Source organism: Azohydromonas lata NBRC 102462, assembly GCF_001571085.1.
Taxonomy (GTDB): domain Bacteria; phylum Pseudomonadota; class Gammaproteobacteria; order Burkholderiales; family Burkholderiaceae_C; genus Azohydromonas; species Azohydromonas lata.
On record NZ_BCTC01000025.1, the window covers coordinates 32,210 to 53,078 of the forward strand.

The 20,869-nt window shown below is 70.0% G+C and carries 23 protein-coding genes; 18 read left to right on the forward strand and 5 right to left on the reverse strand.

The features are described from left to right. Positions 1-156: 156 nt before the first annotated feature. Positions 157-1,110 (forward strand): LysR family transcriptional regulator, encoded by a 954-nt coding sequence (locus ALA01S_RS11395; RefSeq protein WP_066336147.1) that lies wholly within the window; start codon positions 157-159, stop codon positions 1,108-1,110. Between the two features lie 57 nt (positions 1,111-1,167). Further along, the gene (locus ALA01S_RS11400; RefSeq protein WP_174548618.1) at positions 1,168-1,728 is read left to right on the forward strand and encodes an isochorismatase family protein; all 561 of its coding nucleotides are present in this window, start codon (positions 1,168-1,170) and stop codon (positions 1,726-1,728) included. Positions 1,729-1,837: 109 nt separating this feature from the next. Here the strand turns inward: ALA01S_RS11400 and ALA01S_RS11405 are convergent, their stop codons facing one another. Beyond that, a complete protein-coding gene (locus ALA01S_RS11405) occupies positions 1,838-2,803 on the reverse strand; it encodes a LysR family transcriptional regulator (RefSeq protein WP_066336149.1) in 966 nt (321 codons plus the stop codon). Positions 2,804-2,914: 111 nt separating this feature from the next. Here ALA01S_RS11405 and ALA01S_RS11410 point away from each other — a divergent pair, with 111 nt between their 5' ends. Both ALA01S_RS11410 and ALA01S_RS11415 read left to right on the forward strand, forming a co-directional pair. Beyond that, positions 2,915-3,667, forward strand: coding sequence for an SDR family oxidoreductase (locus ALA01S_RS11410; protein ID WP_066336152.1), 753 nt, complete (start codon positions 2,915-2,917; stop codon positions 3,665-3,667). 175 nt (positions 3,668-3,842) lie between these two features. Beyond that, positions 3,843-4,805, forward strand: coding sequence for a cyclase family protein (locus ALA01S_RS11415; protein ID WP_169805902.1), 963 nt, complete (start codon positions 3,843-3,845; stop codon positions 4,803-4,805). A gap of 23 nt (positions 4,806-4,828) precedes the next feature. Here ALA01S_RS11415 and ALA01S_RS11420 read toward each other — a convergent pair whose 3' ends face one another. Continuing rightward, complete coding sequence (locus ALA01S_RS11420) at positions 4,829-5,803, reverse strand: AraC-like ligand-binding domain-containing protein (RefSeq protein ID WP_066336157.1); 975 nt, start codon at positions 5,801-5,803, stop codon at positions 4,829-4,831. A gap of 249 nt (positions 5,804-6,052) precedes the next feature. Between ALA01S_RS11420 and ALA01S_RS11425 the strand changes: the two genes are divergently transcribed. The 11 genes from ALA01S_RS11425 (at position 6,053) to ALA01S_RS11475 (ending at position 16,027) form a co-directional block, all read left to right on the forward strand. Then, positions 6,053-6,562, forward strand: coding sequence for a cupin domain-containing protein (locus ALA01S_RS11425; protein ID WP_066336162.1), 510 nt, complete (start codon positions 6,053-6,055; stop codon positions 6,560-6,562). A 28-nt stretch (positions 6,563-6,590) separates the two neighbouring features. Next, positions 6,591-7,601, forward strand: a complete 1,011-nt coding sequence (locus ALA01S_RS11430) for a hydroxyquinol 1,2-dioxygenase (RefSeq protein ID WP_066336165.1) — start codon at positions 6,591-6,593, stop codon at positions 7,599-7,601. Between the two features lie 112 nt (positions 7,602-7,713). Further along, positions 7,714-8,622, forward strand: coding sequence for a transporter (locus ALA01S_RS11435; RefSeq protein ID WP_066336167.1), 909 nt, complete (start codon positions 7,714-7,716; stop codon positions 8,620-8,622). A gap of 11 nt (positions 8,623-8,633) precedes the next feature. Continuing rightward, complete coding sequence (locus ALA01S_RS11440) at positions 8,634-10,376, forward strand: FAD-dependent oxidoreductase (RefSeq protein ID WP_066336169.1); 1,743 nt, start codon at positions 8,634-8,636, stop codon at positions 10,374-10,376. Next, positions 10,373-10,744, forward strand: a complete 372-nt coding sequence (locus ALA01S_RS11445; protein ID WP_066336172.1) for a c-type cytochrome — start codon at positions 10,373-10,375, stop codon at positions 10,742-10,744. The genes ALA01S_RS11440 and ALA01S_RS11445 overlap by 4 nt, the downstream gene beginning before the upstream one ends. 14 nt (positions 10,745-10,758) lie before the next feature. Next, positions 10,759-11,235, forward strand: a complete 477-nt coding sequence (locus tag ALA01S_RS11450; RefSeq protein ID WP_066336174.1) for a nuclear transport factor 2 family protein — start codon at positions 10,759-10,761, stop codon at positions 11,233-11,235. 55 nt (positions 11,236-11,290) lie between these two features. After that, positions 11,291-12,757, forward strand: coding sequence for an aldehyde dehydrogenase family protein (locus tag ALA01S_RS11455; RefSeq protein ID WP_066336253.1), 1,467 nt, complete (start codon positions 11,291-11,293; stop codon positions 12,755-12,757). Between the two features lie 36 nt (positions 12,758-12,793). After that, a complete protein-coding gene (locus ALA01S_RS11460; protein WP_066336176.1) occupies positions 12,794-13,759 on the forward strand; it encodes a Bug family tripartite tricarboxylate transporter substrate binding protein in 966 nt (321 codons plus the stop codon). 10 nt (positions 13,760-13,769) lie between these two features. Beyond that, positions 13,770-14,831: a maleylacetate reductase gene (locus ALA01S_RS11465; protein WP_066336180.1), complete on the forward strand. Its 1,062-nt coding sequence runs from the start codon at positions 13,770-13,772 to the stop codon at positions 14,829-14,831. 36 nt (positions 14,832-14,867) lie between these two features. After that, the gene (locus ALA01S_RS11470; RefSeq protein WP_066336181.1) at positions 14,868-15,707 is read left to right on the forward strand and encodes a dioxygenase family protein; all 840 of its coding nucleotides are present in this window, start codon (positions 14,868-14,870) and stop codon (positions 15,705-15,707) included. A gap of 2 nt (positions 15,708-15,709) precedes the next feature. Continuing rightward, positions 15,710-16,027 carry a YciI family protein gene (locus ALA01S_RS11475; protein ID WP_066336183.1) on the forward strand — a complete coding sequence of 106 codons (318 nt, stop codon included), beginning with the start codon at positions 15,710-15,712 and terminating at the stop codon, positions 16,025-16,027. Positions 16,028-16,126: 99 nt separating this feature from the next. Here ALA01S_RS11475 and ALA01S_RS11480 read toward each other — a convergent pair whose 3' ends face one another. Next, positions 16,127-16,600: a MaoC family dehydratase gene (locus tag ALA01S_RS11480; RefSeq protein ID WP_066336186.1), complete on the reverse strand. Its 474-nt coding sequence runs from the start codon at positions 16,598-16,600 to the stop codon at positions 16,127-16,129. Positions 16,601-16,614: 14 nt separating this feature from the next. After that, a complete protein-coding gene (locus tag ALA01S_RS11485; protein ID WP_066336188.1) occupies positions 16,615-17,214 on the reverse strand; it encodes a TetR/AcrR family transcriptional regulator in 600 nt (199 codons plus the stop codon). A gap of 87 nt (positions 17,215-17,301) precedes the next feature. Here ALA01S_RS11485 and ALA01S_RS11490 point away from each other — a divergent pair, with 87 nt between their 5' ends. The 3 genes from ALA01S_RS11490 to ALA01S_RS11500 all read left to right on the forward strand — a co-directional run bounded on the left by ALA01S_RS11490 (position 17,302) and on the right by ALA01S_RS11500 (position 19,813). Next, positions 17,302-18,531 (forward strand): MFS transporter, encoded by a 1,230-nt coding sequence (locus ALA01S_RS11490; RefSeq protein WP_169805903.1) that lies wholly within the window; start codon positions 17,302-17,304, stop codon positions 18,529-18,531. 147 nt (positions 18,532-18,678) lie between these two features. Then, positions 18,679-18,915 (forward strand): hypothetical protein, encoded by a 237-nt coding sequence (locus tag ALA01S_RS11495; RefSeq protein WP_157118931.1) that lies wholly within the window; start codon positions 18,679-18,681, stop codon positions 18,913-18,915. Positions 18,916-19,444: 529 nt separating this feature from the next. Continuing rightward, positions 19,445-19,813, forward strand: a complete 369-nt coding sequence (locus tag ALA01S_RS11500; RefSeq protein WP_157118932.1) for a hypothetical protein — start codon at positions 19,445-19,447, stop codon at positions 19,811-19,813. A 30-nt stretch (positions 19,814-19,843) separates the two neighbouring features. Here the strand turns inward: ALA01S_RS11500 and ALA01S_RS11505 are convergent, their stop codons facing one another. Further along, on the reverse strand, positions 19,844-20,830 hold the full coding sequence (locus tag ALA01S_RS11505; RefSeq protein ID WP_066336209.1) for a Bug family tripartite tricarboxylate transporter substrate binding protein: 987 nt from the start codon (positions 20,828-20,830) through the stop codon (positions 19,844-19,846). Positions 20,831-20,869: the final 39 nt, after the last annotated feature.

Consider the following 20,869-nt stretch of genomic DNA (forward strand, 5'->3'; position numbering starts at 1 on the left):
GGCAAATATATTGATGGTGACAACAAACATTTTTTGATGGAAGCCACTTGCTTCGATAATCCCTGGCCCCACTACTCACGCTGTTGGCGGCATGGAGTGCTTCACGGGCCTGGTTTTGAGGCCGCCGCACTGCGGCACGCTCATCGTTGAACACGCATGGACCGCTTCCTGAGCATCGAGGCCTTCGTGCGCGTGGCGCAGACGCAAAGCTTTGCCGAAGCCGCGCGGCAGTTGCGCCTGTCGAGGGCCGTGGTCACGACCCGGGTGCAGCAGCTTGAAGAGGTGCTTGGCGACGCGCTGTTCCATCGCACGACACGCACCGTGCGGCTGTCGGAGATGGGGCAGGCCTTCTATCGCGACTGCCTGGAGCTGGTGACGCGCACCAACGACCTGGTGGACCAGATGCGCGAGGTGCGCGGCACGCCGGCAGGCTTGCTGCGGGTGCATGCGCTCACCGGCTTCATGCTGGGACATGCGGCCAGCCTGCTGCGGGAGTTCCAGGAGCGCTACCCGGACATCGTGCTGGACCTGTTCGTGAGCGACGCGGTCATAGACCCGGTGAAGCAGGGCTTCGACGTGGCGCTGCAGATCTTCAAGCCCGTGTCGGACGAGCTGGTGTCGCGCCGGCTGTTCCCGGTGCGCCGCGTGTTCTGTGCCTCGTCGGAGTACCTGCTCAAGCACGGCTCGCCGCGCATGCCCCGCGACCTGTTTGGCCACCGCCTGGGCCTCTATTCGGGCTACCCCACCCGCGACCGCTGGACCTTCCACCGCACCGGCGAGGACAGCGTGACGCTGGACCTCAAGCCCGTGCTGATGAGCAACTCGGTGCACCTGCTGCGCGACTACGTCTGCGAGCACGCGGGCATCGTGTGCCTGCCCACGCTGGTGGCGGCCGAGGGCATTTGCAGCGGCCGGCTCAGGATCGTGCTGCCGGACTACCAGCTCTCGGCGTTCTGGCTCTCCGCCGTCTACGCCCGCACGCTGCGGGGCGCGTTCAAGCTGCGCCTGTTCATCGAGAGCCTGGGCGCGAGCTTCAGCGGTGGCGAGCCGCCCTGGGACAAGGCGCTCATCGAGCAGGGGCTGATACCGCCGCAGTTGCTGGAGGACTGAGCCGGCGCCCGCCTATCCTTGCCCCCACACAAGCTGTCAATGGGAAGGAAACGGGCCATGCTGAAGATGGATGCCGCTCGCAGCGTGCTGGTGCTGGTCGATTACCAGGGGCGGCTCATGCCGGCGATTCATGGTGCACCGGCCGTGGTCGAGGCCGCGCTTGTGCTGGCAGATGCCGCGCGCGCGCTGGGCGTCCGGGTCGTGGGCACGGAACAGAACCCGGACAGGCTCGGCCGCAACGACGAAGCCGTGCGCCGGCGCTGCGACGTGACGCTGTCCAAGATGCACTTCGACGCCTGTAGCGACGGGCTGGCGGAATTGCTGACCGAGGGCCGTGCGCCAGGCGACCAGCCCGCGGTCGTGATGGCAGGCTGCGAAGCGCACGTGTGCCTGATGCAAACCGCCCTGGGGCTGCTGGAGCGCGGCTTCCGGACCTGGGTGGTCGAGACGGCGTGCGGCTCGCGCCGCGCTGCCGACAAGCTGGCGGCCATGCAGCGCCTGCGCGAGGCCGGCGCGACCGTCGTCAGCGATGAAATGGTGCTCTTCGAGTGGGTGCGCCATTGCCGCCACCCGCAGTTCAAGGCAGTGCTGAACCTGGTCAAGCGCCGCGGCACTTGAAGCGGCAAGGCCGGCCGTCGTGCCCGCGCCACCGTGGATCGGGTTTTCCAGCCGCACCGCAGCCCTCGCGGAGTGCCGGCGCGAAGCCCCTCGAACCCGGCGCCAGGCTTCACCTGACGCCCGCTGCTGCGGGCGTGACGTCGCGCAGAGGCTGAGCCGACAGCCCCGTTTGCCGTGCATCGAGGGCTTCAAAGACTTCGGCGATCCAGTCGACGAACACGCGCGCCCTGGCGTTCAGGTGACGGTTCTGCGGGTACATCGCGTACAGCGGCATGTGCGCCTGGCACCAATCCGGCAGGACCTGGACCAGCTCGCCACGGTCCAGGTCAGGCTGGATCTGAAAGCGGAAATTCAGGCCGATGCCCAGGCCGGCCCGCAGCGCGTTCAGGTGTGCCGTGCTTTCGTTGACCGCGACGCCACCCTCGGTCGGCACCTCGATGACTTCCCCCGCTCGCTCGAAGCGCAGCGGAAACGATTTGCCTGTCAGCGAAGAAAAGTAGCCGACCAGGCGGTGTCCGGCCAGCAGCTCCGAGGGATGGGCCGGCAGACCGTGGCGCTCCACATAGGAGCGGTGGGCACACACCAGCATGTCGAGCTCGCACAGCTTGCGGGCAACGAGTGAGCTTTCGGTCAGAGCCCCGCCGCGGATCACGCAATCGATGCCCTCGCTGATCATGTCGGCCGGCCGGTCGCTGACGCCCAGGCGCAGCTCGATGTCCGGATAGCGGGCCTGGAAGGCCGGCAGCGCCGGAATCAGGGCCAGGTTCGCCAATGAAGAGCCGATGTCCACGCGCAGCCGGCCACGAGGCTGTGCACGCGTTCCGCGCGCCATGGCATTCATGTCGTCCAGCTCGCCGAGCAGGTGCAGCGCTCGCTCGTAGTAAGCCGCGCCTTCCGGCGTGACCGTGGCTTGGCGCGTGGTGCGCTGGATCAGCCTGGTGCCCAGCGCTTCTTCCAGCTCCTGGATCAATTTGCTCGCCGTCGAGCGGGGCAACCCGAGCTGGTCAGCGGCGCGGCTGAAGCTGCCGGCGTCGGCTATGCGGACGAAAACCCGAATCGCAAGAAGTTGGTCCATGCGCTCTATTGTGCATGCATGTGGATAATAATTTCAGATTTTGCGTATTTGATTCTGTTGGTGGACTGTCTACAGTGCTCCTCATTCGCTCACTAACCACATGAGGACGTCATGAAGAAGCTCGAAGGAAAAGTCGCTGTCATCACCGGTGGAACCTCCGGCATCGGCTTGGCGACTGCCAGGCTGTTCCACGCCGAAGGCGCCCAGGTCTTCATCACCGGCCGCCGCCAGGCCGAGCTGGACGCCGCTGTCGCAGCCATTGGCAAGAACGCCGTCGGGGTGCAGGCCGATTCGGCGAACAATGCCGACCTCGACCGCCTCGTCGAGACGATCCGCGAACGCGCCGGCCGTATCGATAGCCTGTTCGTGAATGCGGGCGGCGGCGGCATGCTGCCGCTGGGCCAGATCACCGAAGAGCACTACGCGGACACTTTCGACCGCAACGTCAAGGGCTTGCTGTTCACGGTGCAGAAGGCGCTGCCGCTGCTGGCCAAGGGCGCTTCCGTCATCCTGCCCGGCTCGACGACCACCATCACCGGTACGGCGGCTTTCAGCGTCTACAGCGCCAGCAAGGCTGCGGTGCGTGCGCTGGCGCGCAGCTGGATCCTGGACCTGAAGGAGCGCCACATCCGCGTCAACGTGATCAGCCCGGGGCCTGTGCGTACGCCGGGGCTGGTGGAGCTGGCCGGCAACGATCCTGCCGCCCAGCAAGGCCTGCTCGATCACCTGGCCAGCCAGATTCCGCTTGGGCGCGTGGCGGAGCCGGAGGAAATCTCCAAGGTGGTGCTCTTCCTGGCATCGGATGACTCCAGCTTCGTCAACGGCGCCGAGCTGTTCGCCGACGGCGGCATGGCGCAGGTGTGAGCCGAGCCACCGCGGCACAGCGCCGCGGCTTGTGCCGAAGTGCGCCCACGAAGGACGCCATCTCGCATGGACGGACAAGCGCCCGGCACGCGCAGGCAAGACGGCGCCGGCCTTCCAAGGCACCTTCCGTGTCGTGGTCCGCATGGACTGCCCGCACCAACACCACGAGGAAGACATGCCTGCTCCAGCCACACGTGCCTCCCACAGCCGCCATGCGGCAGCCTCGTTGCTCCTGGCCTGCGCGGCTGCGCCGGCCGCGGCGGCTGAAGCTCCGGCTTGGTTCCCGTCCGAGTGGGGCGTGCAGGACCAGCGCGGCGCGGCCAACCGCATCACCCCGGAGCGCACGCTTGCGGCGCTGCGCCTGGCCAAGACCGGGCGCATCCATTCGCTGGCCCAGCCGTTTCGCTCCGACATGCCCATTTGGGGCGGGCGCTCCTTCCAGCTCACCATCCCGCACGCTGACGAGCCGCCGAGCAAGAACGCGCTGACGGCCAACCTCGACTTCGTTGCTGGCGAGCTGGGACAGGTCGGCACGCAGCTCGACGGCCTCGGTCACGTGGGCATCGGCGACCTCTACTACAACGGCAACGACCGGCGCGAGTTCGTGCGGCGCAACGGGCTGCAGCGCCTGGGGATTGAGCACGCGGGCCCTTTCGTCACGCGTGGCGTGCTGGTCGACGTGGCGGCCTACAAGGGCGTGCAGCGGCTGCCGCCCGGCTACGAGGTCACGGCGGCCGACCTGCAGGGCGCGCTGGCACGCCAGAAGCTCAGCTTGCGCGAAGGCGACACGTTGCTGCTGCGCACCGGATGGGCACAGCTGTGGAAGAGCGACCCGGCCGCCTACACCGGCAACGCGCCCGGCTGGGGGCCGCAGGCCTGCGAGTGGATCGTGCGCCAGAAGCCCGCGGCCACCGGCTGCGACACCTACGGCTGCGATGTCGTCCCCAACCCGCACGACGCCGCGGTGCTGTGGCCCTGCCACCAGATCATGGGCACCCAGGCCGGCATCTACAACATCGAGAACCTCGATCTTGAAGCCCTGGCCGCGGACGGCGCGCACGAGTTCCTGTTCGTCATGACGCCGCTGCCGCTGGTGGGCGCCTCGGGCTCGCCGGTGGCGCCCATCGCCATCCGCTGAAGAACGGGGTAGCGGCGCGCCGTTCAGCCCCCGCGCTGCACGGCAGCGCCGCACCTGCGCCGGTATTCGCTGGGCGAGCATCCGTAGCGTTGCTGGAAGGTCCGGCTGAAATGCGCCGCGTCGCTGAAGCCGTGATCGAAAGCGACTTGCGTGAGCATGCGGTGCGAGGCGGCCGGATCGCGCAGCACCCGCTCGCAGGCGGCCAGCCGCTGCTGCCAGATCCAGCGCGAGGCCGTGCAGCCCTGCGTCCGGAACAGCTGGTGCAGGCTGCGCAGCGACACGCCGGCCGCCTGGGCGAGGTCACCCAAAGTCAGCGACGGGTCGTGCAGCCGCTTCATGGCCTGAAGCTTCACGCGCTCGAACCGTGGACAGCTCGAGGGTGCCGCTTCGCCGCGCAACTCCCGCAGGCCCGCCGTGACGACGTCCAGCAGGGCGCTGGCCAGATCCTCCGCGGTGCCGGCCTGTGTCGCCGACAGGTCCTCGCCGAGCGCCATGAGCATGGGCTGCAGCAGCCGGCCGGGCAGCGTGTCGGCCGGGGCGGCCCGGGCCACCAGCCCATCACAGCCGCCCAGTCGCGCCAGCAGCTCGCGCCTGGGAATGCGCAGCACCACCTGCCGGTAGTCGGCGTCGTAGGCCAGCTCGTAGGGGCGGCGCGTGTCGTAGATGGCGAACTCGCCCGGCGCCAGCCAGGTCTCGCGGCCCGCCTGGCGCACCGCGCCACGGCCGGCAAGCTGCAGGTTGAGCAGGAAAAACTCCTCGGCACCGCGCGCGGCCTGGCGCTGCGAGCGCGTCACGCGCTTGCTGCCGTGCCCGCTGGAGCAAAAACGCGTGAGCGACAGCGCGGCCAGGTCGCGATTGAGCATGGCGGCATCGAAGCCCGCGGGCTCCGCAATCTTGAAGGCCGACTCCACGAAGCGGTCGGACACCGCCTGCGTCCAACCGGCCACCCGCTGGTGTGGAGGTAACGACAAGGTGGCGAAACCGTGCGCGTGTGCCATGAGCTGCTCCAGGCCAGGAAGCGGCGATTGTGCGTGGCTCGCGTGCTTGGCGCGAGCCATCGGTCCAGCCGTGCGGGCCTACACGGGATCAACCCGCTCAGTTCCTGACAGGCTCTAGGGAAGACCCTCGCCATTGTTTGGAAACTCCAAACAATCCAGTCGCGTCGCGCTGTCTACCGCCAGGGCAGGGCGCTTCCTAGACTTCGCTCCACTGATTCACCGGACCGCCAGCGTCCACAGGAGCGAGACATGAGCGCAGTCGAATACCAGACCCGTTTCGGGTCGCTGTCGAATTACGAGAAGGGCGGCGTGCAGGCCATCGCCGACGACGTGCGGCACTACGCCTTCTCCAACTGCTTCGACATCGCGGCCCACAGCAAGCCCTACGAGCGGGTGGTGTTCGGCCAGAACCAGGTCTACGTGCTGGAGTGCCTGCGCGCCGAAGGGAGCTCCCCCTGGTACACCTGCGCGCACGACGAGTTCGCCCTGGTGATGGACGGCGACGTCGAGGTGCACCTCGTCAAGCTCGAAGCGGCGCAGACGGTACCGGACCCGGACAAGAACGGCGCCGTGCAGGTCGAGGGCCCGCCGCGCGGCGCCCGCATGGGCTGGATGCGCCTGCAGCGCGGCCACCAGGCGCTGCTGCCCAGGAACACGGCCTACCAGTTGCGCAGCGCCACGCCGGGCGTGGTGGTGCTGCAGACCTGCAAGGGCGATCTCAGCATCGAGCGCTGGGCCGAGATCTGCCAGACCGCCTGAAGCCTTGCAACACGCCGGAGACCTTGACATGAACGCAGCAGCCACCGCCCTTGCCCAGCCCGCGTCCGCGACGTCGGACCTCACCTGCGGCTACCAGCGCTTCGCGCTGGGCGGCTTCACCTTCCGCCGCGACGAATACTTCGCCCACGTCGGCTGGACCGCCCGCGACGGCAGGCCCATGAGCCACACCATGGACGCGGGCAACTTCCTGCGTGCGCTCATGCGCGACGTGGCCTGGGGCTTCTTCTACGGCACCGTCAGCTTCGACGACGTGGTGGGCACGCACAACCACTACAAGACCGTTGACCTCTTCGCCGGCAGCTTCAACGGGACGATGAAGGAAGCGGGCGTGGACCGGCTGGAGAACTTCGCCACGGACGAGATACGCGCCACCTTCGAGGCCATGCTCGACGACTGGACCAACGAGCGCTTCGACCCCTTCTCCGCCCCGCAGGAAACCGGCTCGCCCTACGGCCGCAAGCAGGGCAACAACCGCGCCAAGATCACGCGGGCCCGCGAGCTGGCCAAGCGCTGCGTGGGCCTCAAGGGCGACCTCGATCTGCGCAGCGACGAGCGCGGGGCCCCGGTGAACCGCGCCTTCGCCGATGTGCCGCAGGAGCAGCCGGAGCTGCACCCCGAGCCGGGCTTCGAGGACGAGGTGCACGCCTTCAACCTGTTCGGCTTCCTGAGCCGCTCGCAGGTGACGTGGAACCCGAGCTTCACCTCGGTCGTCAAGCACAGCTACATGTGCCCGACCACCGAAGAGCACATCCTGCCCATCCTGCACGGCAACGACCGCGTGGAGTGGTTCTTCCAGATGTGCGACGAGATCCACTGGGACTGTGCCGACAAGGACACCGGCAAGCCCCTGGCCCGCGTGATCATGAAGGCCGGCGACATGGCGGCCATGCCCGCCTACTGCCGCCACCAGGGCTACAGCCCCAAGCGCTCGATGCTGCTGGTGTGGGAGAACGGCTCGCCCTCGCTGGTGTACGAGATCCAGAAGGGCGAGAGCCCGGAGATCCCCGTCCAGTTCTGAGCTGACGCCCGCCGCCTGAGCGCGGCACCCCAAGCCTGGCGCCGGCCACCGCGCGCCCCGAGCGGCGCGCGGTGAAGGGCGCAGCCTTGCCCAACGATTTCGCAGAGGCACGATGAAGACGTTTCCATCCCGCGCCGGCTCGGTGCTGCTGGCCACGGGCTGCATGGCCGCGGCCGGCAGCGCATGCGCAGGCGGCATTCCCTTCGCCGGCAACCGGCCGCAGAGCTTCGAGTTCCCGCTGGACTACGACCAGCCCTACAACTCGGTCGGCCAGTTCGTCCAGTACACCAGCGACCAGCGCGTGTTCGATGCCGGCGGCAACAAGGTGGACGGCAACGGTGGCCACACCTTCGTGGGCCTGACCTCGCTGCTGCACTACTGGAAGCTCGACGGCCTGCCGCAGGTGGGCTGGGTGGGCTCGGTGACGATTCCGGAAGTGCGCGCCCAAGGCCGCGGCTTTTCCGCCAGCGGCATCGGCGACCCGCTGGTCGGCGGCCTGGCCTTCGTCAAGCCCACGCCCACCAGCACGCTGGGGCTGCAGGCCCTGGTGCAGGTGCCCATAGGCGCCAAGGAGGTCACCTCCGACACCTGGGCGCTGTGGCCGTCGGTCTTCTACAACGCCTGGTTCGGCGACCGCCTGAACCTGGACGTGCTGGTGGGCGGCGTGCTGCGCGGCACCACGCACCGCACCGGCGCCAACGACGTGGATGCCGGCAACACCCTGCACGCCAACGTGCGCCTGGGCTACGGGCTGGAACCCGTGCGCTACGACCGCGGCGTGCACACCATCCCATTCGTCGGCCTGGACTTCCAGAAGACCCGCCGCGCCTACGACAAGGAGACCGGGTTGGTGTTGCCCAACTCCGACAGCCGCGAGACCGCGGCCAGCGTGGGCGTGCTGTTCCAGATCCAGCGCGCCAAGACCTACGACCAGTTCGAGATCCATTACGCCAAGGGCGTGAACGGCCGCAACACGTCCGTGACCAACGGGGTTTTCCTTCAGTACTGGCATTACTTCTGACAGGAGACAGCATGAGCACTTCCCACCACGGCGGCCCGGCCGAGCCCTCGCGCCGCCACTTCATTCGCAGCGCCGGCGCGGGCACCGCGGCCGTCGCCGCCACGGCCCTGGGCGTGGCCGGCACCTCCGCTGCGGCCGCAACCGCCTTCGATGCCGAGTACGACCTGGTCGTGTGCGGCAGCGGCTGCGGCGGCCTGGCCACGGCGCTGTTCGCCAAGTGGCAAGGCGCCAGCTCGGTGATCCTGGAGAAGGCCGGCAGCATTGGCGGCACCACCAGCAAGGCCGCGTTCTGGTACTGGGTGCCCAACAACGAGGCCATGCGCAAGGCCGGCATGGCCGACCCCAAGCCGGACTTCCTGAAGTACGTGGCCCGGCTGAGCAACCCGCAGGGCTACGACCCGCGCGCGCCGCGCTACGGCCTCTCGCAGTGGGAGTACGACATGTGCGAGGCCATCTACGACAGCGCCTCGCCCGCGGCGGAGCTGCTGGCGGCCAAGGGCGCGCTGCCCTACAGGCATGTGGCGGACGTGCCCGACTATTTCGCGGAACTGCCGGAAAACAAGGCGCCCAAGGGGAGGGTGCTGGTGCCGGCCGAGGCCAGCCCAAGCATGTCCGATGGCGGGCGCGTGGCCATACGCATGATGTCGGCCAAGGCGCGGCAGGAGGGCATTCCCATACGCACCGGGCAGCAGGTGACGCGCATCTTGCGCAACGCCGAGGGCCGCGTCGTCGGCGTCGAGGCGCAGGACGAGCTGGGCAAGGTCACGCGCTTTGGTGCACGCAAGGCCGTGGTGTTTGCCACGGGTGGTTTCACGCACAACCCGGAGCTGCGGCGCAATTTTCTCAGCGGTCCCATCTTCGGCGGCTGCGCCGCGCCCAGCAACGAGGGCGACTTCGTCGCGCTGTCCTCGCCGCTGGGCGTGCAGTTGCGCAACATGAACCATGCGTGGATGTGCCCCATCCCGCTGGAGAAGGCCGTGGCGCGGGACGGCTCCATCTCCGGCATGTTCTCGGTGGCCGGCGACTCCATGCTGTGGGTCAACAAGTACGGGCGCCGCAACGTCAACGAGAAGCTGCAGTACAACGAGCTGGCCCACAGCTTCCACGCCTGGGACGGCGCCAAGGCCGAGTTCCCGGACCTGGTGCGCATCGCCCTCTGGGACCAGCGCTCGCAGCAGCACTCGGCCAGCCCCGAGTACGGGCGCCTGATCGTGCCGCCGGGCACGGATGACAGGCACGTCATCAAGGCGGCGGACCTGCCCGCGCTGGCCCGCGCCATCGACGAGCGGCTTGCGAAGTACGTCGGCGTCACCGGCGGCGTGCGGCTGGCGCCGGACTTCCTGGCGCAACTGCAGGCCTCGATCGCCCGCTACAACGAGCTGGCCAAGGCCGGCAAGGACGTGGACCAGCACCGCGGCGAGCGCGTGGTCGAGCAGCTCTTCAACGGCGACGTGAAGGACGAGCCCGGCCGCGCCAACCCCACGCTGTGGCCGCTGGCCGACACCGGCCCCTACTACGCCGCGCTGGTGGTGCCCGGCGCGCTGGACACCAAGGGCGGCCCAAAGACCGACACCCAGGGCCGCGTGCTCGATGCCGCCGACAAGCCCGTGCCCGGCCTCTACGGCGTGGGCAACTGCGTGGCCTCGGCCTCGGGGCGGGCGTATTGGGCCGGGGGCGCGACGCTGGGGCCCATCATCGCCTTCGCCTACCGCGCCGGCCGTGCCGCCGCCGCCGAGCCCGGGAGCGCCGCATGAAGGCCGCGCTGCTGAGTGCCCTGGGCACCCTGCTGCTGGCCGCCGCGCCGGCCTGGGCCGACGCCCAGCTCGGCGAGCGCCTGGCGCGCGCGAGCTGCGCCCAGTGCCACAACTTCGCCAAGGCCGAAGGCCATGGCGTGGGCCCCAACCTGTTCGGCCTGCTGGGCCGCCCGGCGGGCGTGGCGCCGGGCTTCGAATTTTCCAAGCCGCACGCCGACGCGCTCAAGGGCAAGACCTGGGACGCCGCGCTGCTCGATCGCTGGCTCACCGACACGCAAAGCGTCGCGCCGGGCAGCGGGATGGTCTATTTCCAGGACGACCCCGCCAAGCGCGCCGCGCTCATCGAGTACCTGCAAACGCTCAAGTGAGCAAAGGAACCGCCATGGCACTGACCCGCCAAACCATGACCGACGAGCAGCGCAAGTCCGTTGCCGTCGAGTACCTCAAGGCCTTCGACAACGCGGGCGTCACCTCCGGCGGCGGCTCCATCCTGGAGCTGTTCGCCACCGACGCGCAGGTCTGCTTTCCCAAGTGGGGCCTGGCCAGCGGGCGCGACGAGATAGGGCGCCTGTTCGGCGACGTGGGCGCCACGCTCAAGTCCATCCACCACCACTTCGCGCACTTCAACTGGATCTTTTCCGGCGGCGACCTGCTGGTGTGCGAAGGCACCAGCCACGGCGAGCACCGCGACGGCCCCTGGCGCGCCGGCGTGCCCGCGTGGGGCGCGGGGCACTGGTGCGACGTGTTCGAGATTCGCGACTGGCAGATACAGCGCTGCTTCATCTACCTGGACCCCGACTACGCGGGCCGGGACACCGGCCGCTACCCGTGGCTGGCCGACAAGCCCAACCAACGCTGAGCCCGACGCCATGAAGCTGCCCAACGATCTCCCGGCCGCGGCCCACGGCCTGCGCATACGCCACCAGCTCTTCATCGACGGCCGGTTCGTCGATGCCCTCGCGGGCCAGACGCTGCCCACGCACAACCCGCACGACCTCAGCGTCATCGCCGACGTCGCCATGGCCGGCCGCGAGGACGTGGACCTGGCCGTGGCCGCGGCGCAGCGCGCCTTTCCGGCCTGGAGCCGCATGGCCGCCGCCGACCGGGGCCGCATCCTGCTGCGCCTGGCCGACCTGATAGAAGCCAACGCCGAGGAGCTGGCGCGGCTGGAGTCCCTGGACACCGGCCACCCGCTGCGCGACTCGCGCAGCCTGGACGTGCCGCGCACGGCCGCGTGCTTCCGCTACTTCGGCGGCATGGCCGACAAGTTCCAGGGCGAGACCATTCCCGTGGAAGAGGGCTTCCTCAACTACACGCTGCGCGAGCCCATAGGTGTGGTGGGCCAGGTCGTCCCCTGGAACTTCCCGCTGATGTTCACGGCCTGGAAGATGGGCCCGGCGCTGGCCGCGGGCAACTGCGTGGTGCTCAAGCCCGCGGAGCTCACGCCGCTGAGCACGCTCAAGGTGGCCGAGCTCATGGCCGAGGCCGGCATGCCCGCCGGCGTGGTCAACGTCGTGCCCGGGCTGGGCTCGGTGGCGGGCCAGTACATCGCCGAGCATCCGGCCATCGGCAAGGTGGCCTTCACCGGCAGCACGGCCACGGGGCGGCGCATCGTGCAGGCCTCCGCCTCCAACCTCAAGAAGGTGCAGCTGGAACTGGGCGGCAAGGGCCCCAACATCGTGTTCGACGACGCCAACCTCACGGCCGCCGTCAACGGCAGCGCCTGGGCCATCTTCCACAACCAGGGCCAGGCCTGCATCGCGGGCACGCGGCTGGTGCTGCACGAGCGCATCGCCGACGAGTTCCTGGACAGGTTCCTGCCGCTGGCGCGCTCCATACGCGTGGGCAACCAGCTCGATCCGGACACCGAGATGGGCCCCCTGACCAGCGCGCAGCAGCGCGACCGCGTGCTCAGCTACGTCGAGATCGCCAAGGACCAGGGCGGCGAAGTGCTGGCCGGCGGCCGCCCGCCCGCGGACGCGGCGCTGGCGCAGGGCTGCTACGTGGAGCCCACCATCGTGCGGGCGCGCAGCTATCGCGACCGCATCGCGCAGGAGGAAGTCTTCGGCCCGGTGGTGACGGTGCTGACCTTCAAGGACGACGCCCAAGCGCTGGCCATTGCCAACGGCACGGAGTACGGCCTGGGCAGCGGGCTGTGGACGTCCAACGTGCAGCGCGCCCACAAGCTGGCGCGCGACATCCATGCCGGCATGGTGTGGATCAACAGCTACAAGCGCGTGAACCCCGGCTCGCCCTTTGGCGGCAACGGCGCCAGCGGCTATGGCCGCGAGATGGGCTTTGACGCGATGCGCGAATACACCACCGTCAAGAGCGTCTGGGTCAACGTCGATGCCCAGATCCCGCCCTGGTACCGGCGCTGATGCCGGACCCGACAACCACCACGGAGCCCCACCCTCATGAAGCCCTTGTTCTCCTTCCTCGTGGCCGGCGCGATGTCGCTGGCCGCCTTCTCGCTGCACGCGCAGGCCTGGCCGGCCAAGCCGGTGCGCATCGTCGTGCCCTTCCCGCCGGGAGGCATCGTGGACATGGTGGCGCGGCAACTGCAGCCCGGGCTGCAGCAGGCGCTTGGGCAGACCGTGATCATCGACAACAAGGCCGGCGCGGGCGGCTCGGTCGGCTCGGCCGAGGTGTCGCGCGCCCCGGCCGACGGGCACACGCTGCTGATGGTGTTCGATTCCTACGTCACCTACCCGCTGGTGTATCCGCAGGTGGGCGAGGGCATCCTGAAGAAGCTCGCGCCGGTGACGCAGATCGCCAGCAACCCGCTGGTGCTGGTGGTCAGCCCGCGCGTGACGGCGCCTGACCTCAAAGCGCTGGTGGCGCAGTTGCGCAGCCAGCCCGACAAGTTCAACTACGCCACCACCGGCGCGGGCAGCAGCAACCACCTGACGGCCGAGTACTTCAAGAGCGTGTCGGCCACGCAGATCAACCACGTGCCCTACCGCGGCGGCGGCCCGGCGCAGCAGGACCTGTTGGGCGGTCAGGTGGACATGATGTTCCTGTCGGCCGTGCTGGCGCAGCCGCACGTGAAGGCCGGCAAGCTGCGCGCGCTGGCGCAGACCGGGGCGCAGCGCTCGCCCGCGTATGCGGGCGTGCCCACCGTGGCGGAGTCCGGTTACCCGGGCTTCGAGGTCGAATCATGGGTGGGCCTGCTGGCGCCCGCGGGCACGCCCGCGCCGGTGATCGAGCGGCTGCAGGCGGAGGTGTCCAAGATCCTGGCCGCGCCCGCCTTCCGTGCTCGTCTGGAAGAGCAGGGCCTCAAGGGCATAGGCAGCACGCCTGAGCAGTTCGGCCAGACGCTGGCCACCGAGCGCCAGCGCTGGGCCCGCCTGGTGGCCGAGCGCAAGCTGCCGCTGGAATGAGGAGGCTGCCATGACGCCCTTCACTTTCCAGGCCCGCCTGCCCCGCGTCGTCTTCGGCCCCGGCACGCTGGAGCAACTGCCCGCCGAGGTCGAGCGCCTGGGTGCGGCCAAGGCGCTGGTGCTGTCCACGCCGGACCAGCAGGCGCAGGCCCAGCGCGTGGCCGACATGCTGGGCGCGCGCAGTGCCGGCGTGTTCGCCCGCGCGGTGATGCACGTGCCCGTGGAGACGGCCCGCGAGGCCCGCGAGCAGGCCCGGCGGCTGGGCGCGGACTGCGCCGTGGCCATAGGCGGGGGCTCGACCACCGGGCTGGGCAAGGCCATCGCGCTGGACAGCGGCCTGCCCATCATCGCGGTGCCCACCACCTACGCCGGCAGCGAGATGACGCCCATCTACGGCCTCACCGAGGGCGGCCTCAAGAAGACCGGGCGCGACGCCCGCGTGCTGCCGCGCACCGTGATCTACGACCCCCGCCTCACGCTCACGCTGCCCGTGGGCCTGAGCGTGACCAGCGGGCTCAACGCCATCGCGCATGCGGCCGAAGGCCTGTACGCGCACGACGGCAACCCCATCCTGAGCCTCATGGCCGAGGACGGCATACGCGCGCTGGCGCAGGCCCTGCCCGCGCTGCACCGCGACCCGTCCGACCTGGCCGCGCGCAGCGATGCCCTCTACGGCGCCTGGCTGTGCGGCGTGGTGCTGGGCAACGGCGCCATGGGCCTGCACCACAAGCTCTGCCACACCCTGGGCGGCAGCTTCAACTTGCCGCATGCCGAGGTGCACACCGTCGTGCTGCCGCATGCCCTGGCCTACAACGCGCCCAACGCGCCCCAGGCCATGGCGGCCCTCTCCCGCGCGTTGGATGCCCCGGACGCGCCGCTGGCGCTGCAGCAGCTCGCGGCCCGCCTTGGGGCGCCCACGGCGCTCAAGGACATCGGCATGCCCGCCGACGGGCTGGACCGCGTGGCCGACCTGGCCGTGTCGGCGCCGTACCCCAACCCCCGTCCGCTGGAGCGCGCCGCCTTGCGCGCGCTGCTGCAGCGCGCGTGGGACGGCAGCGCCCCAGCGCCCTAGCTCTTGCCGGCGCACGCCAAGACCCGAGGAGCCGCCATGCGCAACATCGACGAGTTCAACATCACGCGGGCCGTGCTGGAGAGCCTGGAAGGCTGCGACGACCCGCGGCTCCAGGAGATCATGGGCGCGCTGGTGCGCCACCTGCACGACTTCGCGCGCGAGGTCAGGCTCACCGAGGCCGAGCTCATGCGGGGCATCGCCTTCCTCACCGCAGCCGGTCAAAAGTGCGACGACAAGCGCCAGGAGCTCATCCTGCTGTCGGACACGCTGGGCCTGTCCATGCTCGCGGTGGCCCTGAACAACGCGCGTCCGGCAGGCGCGACGGAGGCCACCGTGTTCGGCCCTTTCCATGTCCACGACGCGCCGCGCATGGAGCAGGGCGACGACATTGCCGCCGGTGCACCGGGGGAGCCGCTGGACGTGGAGCTGTGCGTGTGCGCGCTCGACGGCACGCCCATTCCCCATGCCGAGGTGGACGTGTGGCAGGCCGACGAGCAGGGCCTGTACGACGTGCAGATTCCCACCCTCGGTTCACGGCGCCGCGCGCGTGCGGTGATGAAGGCCGACGTGGAAGGGCGCCTGCGCTTTCGCAGCATCGTGCCGACGGCCTACCCGATTCCCACCGATGGGCCGGTGGGCGAGATGCTCGTGGCCACGGGCCGCCACCCCTGGCGTCCCGCGCACGTGCATTTCATGGTCAAGGCCGCGGGCTACCAGACCTTGATCACGCACGTGTTCCGGGCGGGCGACCCGTACCTCGACTCGGACGTCGTCTTCGGCGTGCGCAACTCGCTGGTGGCGAGCTTCGACGGCCGGGACGCCCAGGGCCGGCGGCGCCTGGACCTGCGCCTCGTGCTGGCACCGCTGGAGCCGTGAGCATGGCCCAAGCGCCGCACCCCTACTTCGCCGTGTGGGCCACCGACCGGGCCGATGCGCTGGAGCGGCGCACGCGCGTGCGCGAAGAGCACCGCCGGCGGCTGCGCGACGCGCATGAATGCGGCGTTCTCGTGCTGCACGGCGGGCCCACCCTGGAGGCGCAGGACCAGCACATGAACGGGACGCTGTTGATCGTGCAGGCCGCAACGCTGCAGGCGGTGCAGCAGTTCATCGAGGGCGACCCCTACGTGCGCGAAGGGGTGTACGACAGCGTCGTCATTCGCCCCTGGGCCTGGGGCCTTGGGCGCCCGCCGGCGTGACGGGGCCGGCCCTTGAGGCCCGCGCACCGGCGCGAAGCCCATCCTTGCGTGCCACGCCCCAGGCGTGGGCCCGGGCGTCTCAGGCTGGCGCAGGCCGCTTCACGCCGTTGCGGCCTGGGGCCGCCGCAACACCAGCAGCCGCGCGGTCATGCTTTGCACGCACTCGCCGTGCTGGTTCAGCGTTTCCGAGCGGCAGGTCACGATGCCGCGATCGGCCTTGGAGCGCGACGGGGCGACGTCAAGCACCGTCGTGCTCACGCGCAGCAAGTCGCCGGGGCGCGTGGGCCGCGGCCATTGCAGCTCGGTGCCCGCGCCTATGACGCCGCAGCCGAAGGGCAGGCTTTCCACCAGCAGCCGCATCGTGAGGGCGGCCGTGTGCCACCCGCTGGCGGCCAGGCCGCCGAACACGCTGGTGCGGGCCGCCTCTTCGTCCAGATGAAAAGGCTGCGGATCAAAGCGCGCCGCGAAGCTCCGCACCTCGTCCGCCTCGACCAGCAGCGTGCCGCTTTCGAAACGGTCGCCCACGGCCAGGTTGTCCAGGTACAGCGGTTGTCCAGCGGTGTGAGCGGCCATGGCGGTGCAGGTTTTCAGGTTGAGGAACCGGCTGCGAGCGCCGCATCCAGCATCACTTGCGCCGCGCCGCGTGCCGTTTCGGCCGCCTCGGCGCCGGTACCGACTTGCGAGGCGGCCAGGGCGCCGTCGTAGAGCAGCGCGAGCTGCCGCGCCAGCCCGGCGGCATCGGCCACGCCGGCTTCCCGCGCCAGCGACGTGAACAGCTCGCGCAGCCAGCCGCGGGCCTCGTCGCACACCGCCTTCACACCCGCGCTGGGCTGCGTCTCGGCCGTGACGCGGGTGAACGCGCAGCCGCGGAAGCCCGGCGCCGCCGTGGCTTCGCACAGCGCGTCGAACACGCCCAGCAGCTTCTGGCGCGGGGTGTCGCAACGCTCCAGGCGCTGCGTGATGCGTGCCTTGCGCACCTCGTGCCGCGCCTGGAGGTAGGCGCGTATGAGCTCGTCCTTGCTGCCGAAACAGTCGTACAGCGACGCCTTGGCCACGCCGGCGCGCTCGATCACCCGGTCGATGCCCACGGTATGGATGCCGCCTTCGTAAAACAGCTCGTCCGCCGCGGCCAGCAGCCGCTCGCGTGCGGAACGGGGGGCGGGATCGGCATTGCGTTTGGTGGCCATGACTTGAATCTACCAGACAGGTCTGTACACTTCAAGCAATCAGACAGATCGGTCTGTCTGCAAAGCTTCACTTTGACAGGAGTTGCCGTGACCTGTGCCAACCCCACGTCCCCGCCCGCGCTGCCCATGTCGCGCACGAGGCGCTTGCCCCCTCAGGGCGCCTTCGTGCTCAAGGCCTCCATGGCGCTGAGCTTCCTGGCGGGCTCCAGCGCGCCCACGCCGCTGTACGCGGTCTATCAGGCGCAGTGGGGCTTCTCATCGACCATGCTGACCCTGGTGTTCGGGGTGTATGCCATCGCGGTGCTGCTGGCGCTGCTGGTGGCGGGGCGCTTGTCGGACCATGTGGGCCGGCGTCCCGTGCTGATGGCGGCTGCCGCGGCGCAGGCCCTGACCATGGTGGTGTTCGCGCTGGCCGGCGACGTGGGCGACTTGCTGCTGGCGCGGGTGCTGCAGGGGCTGTCCACCGGTGCCGCGGTCGCCGCGGTGGGCGCCGGGCTGCTGGACCTGGACCGTGCCCGCGGTGCGGTGGCCAACGCCGTGGCGCCCATGCTGGGCACGGCGGTGGGCGGCATCCTGGCCGGCTCGCTGGTGCAGTACCTGCCGCAGCCGACGCACCTGGTCTATGCCGTCATGGGCGCGGTGTTCGTCCTGCAGGGCGTGGCGCTGGCCTTCGTGGGCGAGACGGCCGAGCGGCGGCCTGGGGCGCTGGCTTCGCTGCGCCCGCAACTGAGCGTGCCGGCGCACGTGGTCAAGCCGCTGCTGCTGGTCACGCCGGCCATCGTGGCGGCTTGGGCGGTGGCGGGCTTCTACGGCTCGCTTGGGCCGACGCTGCTGCGCAGCCTGGCCGGGTCGGCCTCTTTCCTGTTGGGCGGGCTGGCGCTGTTCGTTCTGGCCGGCAGCGGTGCGCTGGCGGTGCTGGCGCTGCGGCAACGCTCCGCGCAGCGGCTGTTGCGCATAGGCACCAGCTTGCTGCCCGCCGGCTTGGCCGTGGTCATGGTGGCGCTGGCAACGCACTCGGTGGGGGTGTTCCTGGCCGGCACGGCGATGGCGGGCGTGGGCTTCGGCACGGCGTTCCAGGGCGCGCTGCGCACGCTGGTCGGCCCGCTGGCCGCGCACCAGCGCGCCGGCGTGCTGTCGGCGCTGTTCATCCTGTCCTACCTGGCCATGGGCGTGCCGGCCATGGTGGCCGGCTGGCGCCTGGCCCAGGGCGGGGACATCCTGCTCATCGCGCAGGCCTTCGACGGCGTGGTGCTGCTGCTGGCCGTGCTGGCGCTGCTGGGCACGTTCGTCCGGCAGGAGGCTGCGGCGCCGTCGTGACGGCAGCCCGCACGGCTTGGAAGGCATCCGTCTCTTTGAACCATTCTTTGAACCATTGCGGCACAGGCGGCTACTCAGCCTTGCCGGTCGATGCGGCGGGACCTGCCGCCGCCTGACTGGGAGACCGCAACCTGCAAGGAGATGGCCATGGATGGGAAGTCGAAGCTGCGCGCCTTGGGGCTGGCGCTGGCGATGGTGGCAAGCGCAGCCGGCACGGGCTGGGCGCTCCAGCTGCCCTTGACGGCCGTGGTGGCCGACGTCGGTGCCGTCGACATGCCGACACCGGCCGGCACGCCCGTGCCCAGCGTGCAAGGGGTCGGCACGGAAGCCTCCGCCGGCCTGGAGGCCATGTCGGCCACGGGCGCCGCTGCCGTGCAGCAGTGACTGCGGCGCCCGCAAGACTTGCCACGGCTTGCGGCTCCCGACAGGGGCAGGCGCCATGGACCGGGGGTGTGCCTGGGTTTAGCCAACCGTCACGCAGGAGGCCGCCTGGCTAAGCCTCGTCTAATTTTTCGCCGCCACGATGCCTCTCAGGTGCTTGCAGACGCAACTGCAATGCAGCCTGGGTTTACCGGGTGATTCGCAGGGTGGGTTGACTGTTTGTCTTCTCCAGGTTCCTTATTCCCACCCCGCGCAGCTTCGGCTGCCGCCCGCTTTGTTCTCCTGTCCGCATCGAGCCCAACGGCGCGGCGGCACCGCGATCCTTCCGGTCGTGGCGCTGCCGCGCGTGACCGGGGCCGCTCTGTGCTGGACGCGCAGGCGTGGCACAAGGCCTGCAACTTCTGCCCATAACGCAAACGTCGCAGTGAACAACCACACCTCGCCCAACCCTGTCCGTGGCATGCCCGGTGGCGGTGACCATCCGCCGCACGGTGCAAGGCCATGCACGCGCGATGCCGTTGCATTGCAAACCGTGGCCTCGCGATTGACGCAGCCCGTGCAGCAGCTCCTGCAGCGCTGGCAAGCGCTGCAACAGGACGTGTGCCGGGCCCGGCATGCAGGCGATCCGCAGCGCATTCACCACTATGTGCTCGGCGGCGCCAAGCTGGCGCGGCTGGGCGTGTTCGACGAGGTGAGCGTGCTGCGGCACATGGCCAAGCTGCTGCTGCACACCGCGCGCGATCCGGCGCTGCCGCTGTGGTGGTGCAAGGCCTGCGTGGAGCAGCTTGCCGCGGCGCTGAGCGATTTGCAGGGCCTGCTCGGCCCTCGCGGCACGCGCACGGCGGCAGCCATTGGTGCGGCGCTGCGGCAAGCCGGCTCAGCCCACGCCGCGCCGTGCTGAAGGCCACGGGGCGCGGGCTGCATGCCGACTTCAGTCGATGGCGATCCGGCGTTCCTTGATCAGGGCGGAGAGCAGCTTCGTTTCGTCCGCGACCGTCTTGTGGAACGTGGCGCTGTCCTGGGCCACGGGTTCGACGCCCAGCTCCGCGAAGCGTTGCTTCACTTCCGGCAGCGCCACGGCCTTGGCGACCTCGCGGCTCAGCCGCGCCACCACCTCCGCCGGCGTGGCCGCGGGCGCGAACAGGCCGAACCAGTTGCCCAGCTCCACGCCCTTGATGCCGGCCTCGGCCAGCGTGGGCGCGTCCGGGAAGAAGAGGGAGCGCCGGGTGCCGGTCACCGCCAGCAGCCGGGCGCGGCCTTCGCGGATGTGGCTGAAGCCGCTGGCGGGGTCGAAGTAGTAGTCGATCTGGCCGGCCAGCAGGTCCTGCAGCGCCGGTGCCGCGCCCCGGTAGGGCACGTGCACGGCGTCCATGCCGGCCTGCTGCTTGAACAGCTCGCCCACCAGGTGCATCTGCGTGCCGGGGCCGCCTGAGCCGTAGGTGAGCTTGCCGGGGCTGGCCTTGGCCAACTGCACCAGCTCGGCAGCGCTCTTCACCGGCAGATCCTTGCGGACCACCAGGTACAGCTGCGCATGGCCCATGCTGACCACGGGCTGCAGGTCGCGCTCGGGGTTGAGCGCGGGCTTGAAGAGGGAGGGGTTGGCCGTCTGCACCGAGATCGGCGCCACCATCAGCGTGTAGCCGTCGGCCGGCGCCTTGCCGACCTCGCTGACCGCCAGGTTGCCGCTGGCGCCGGGCTTGTTGTCGATGATGACGGTCTGCCCAAGCGCCTTTTGCAGCGGCACGGCCACCACGCGCGCCATGACGTCGGTGGTGCCGCCCGGCGGGAAGCCCACCACCATGCGTATGGGTTTGCTGGGCCAGGGCTGCTGCGCGAGCGCGGGCAGCGCGGCACCCAGCGCGCACAGCGCGGTGGCGGCCTGCACGAGGCGGCGGCGGAATGCGGGCGTCTTGTTCATGGCTTGTCTCCTTGTGGTCTGGATGAATGGACAGGCGGG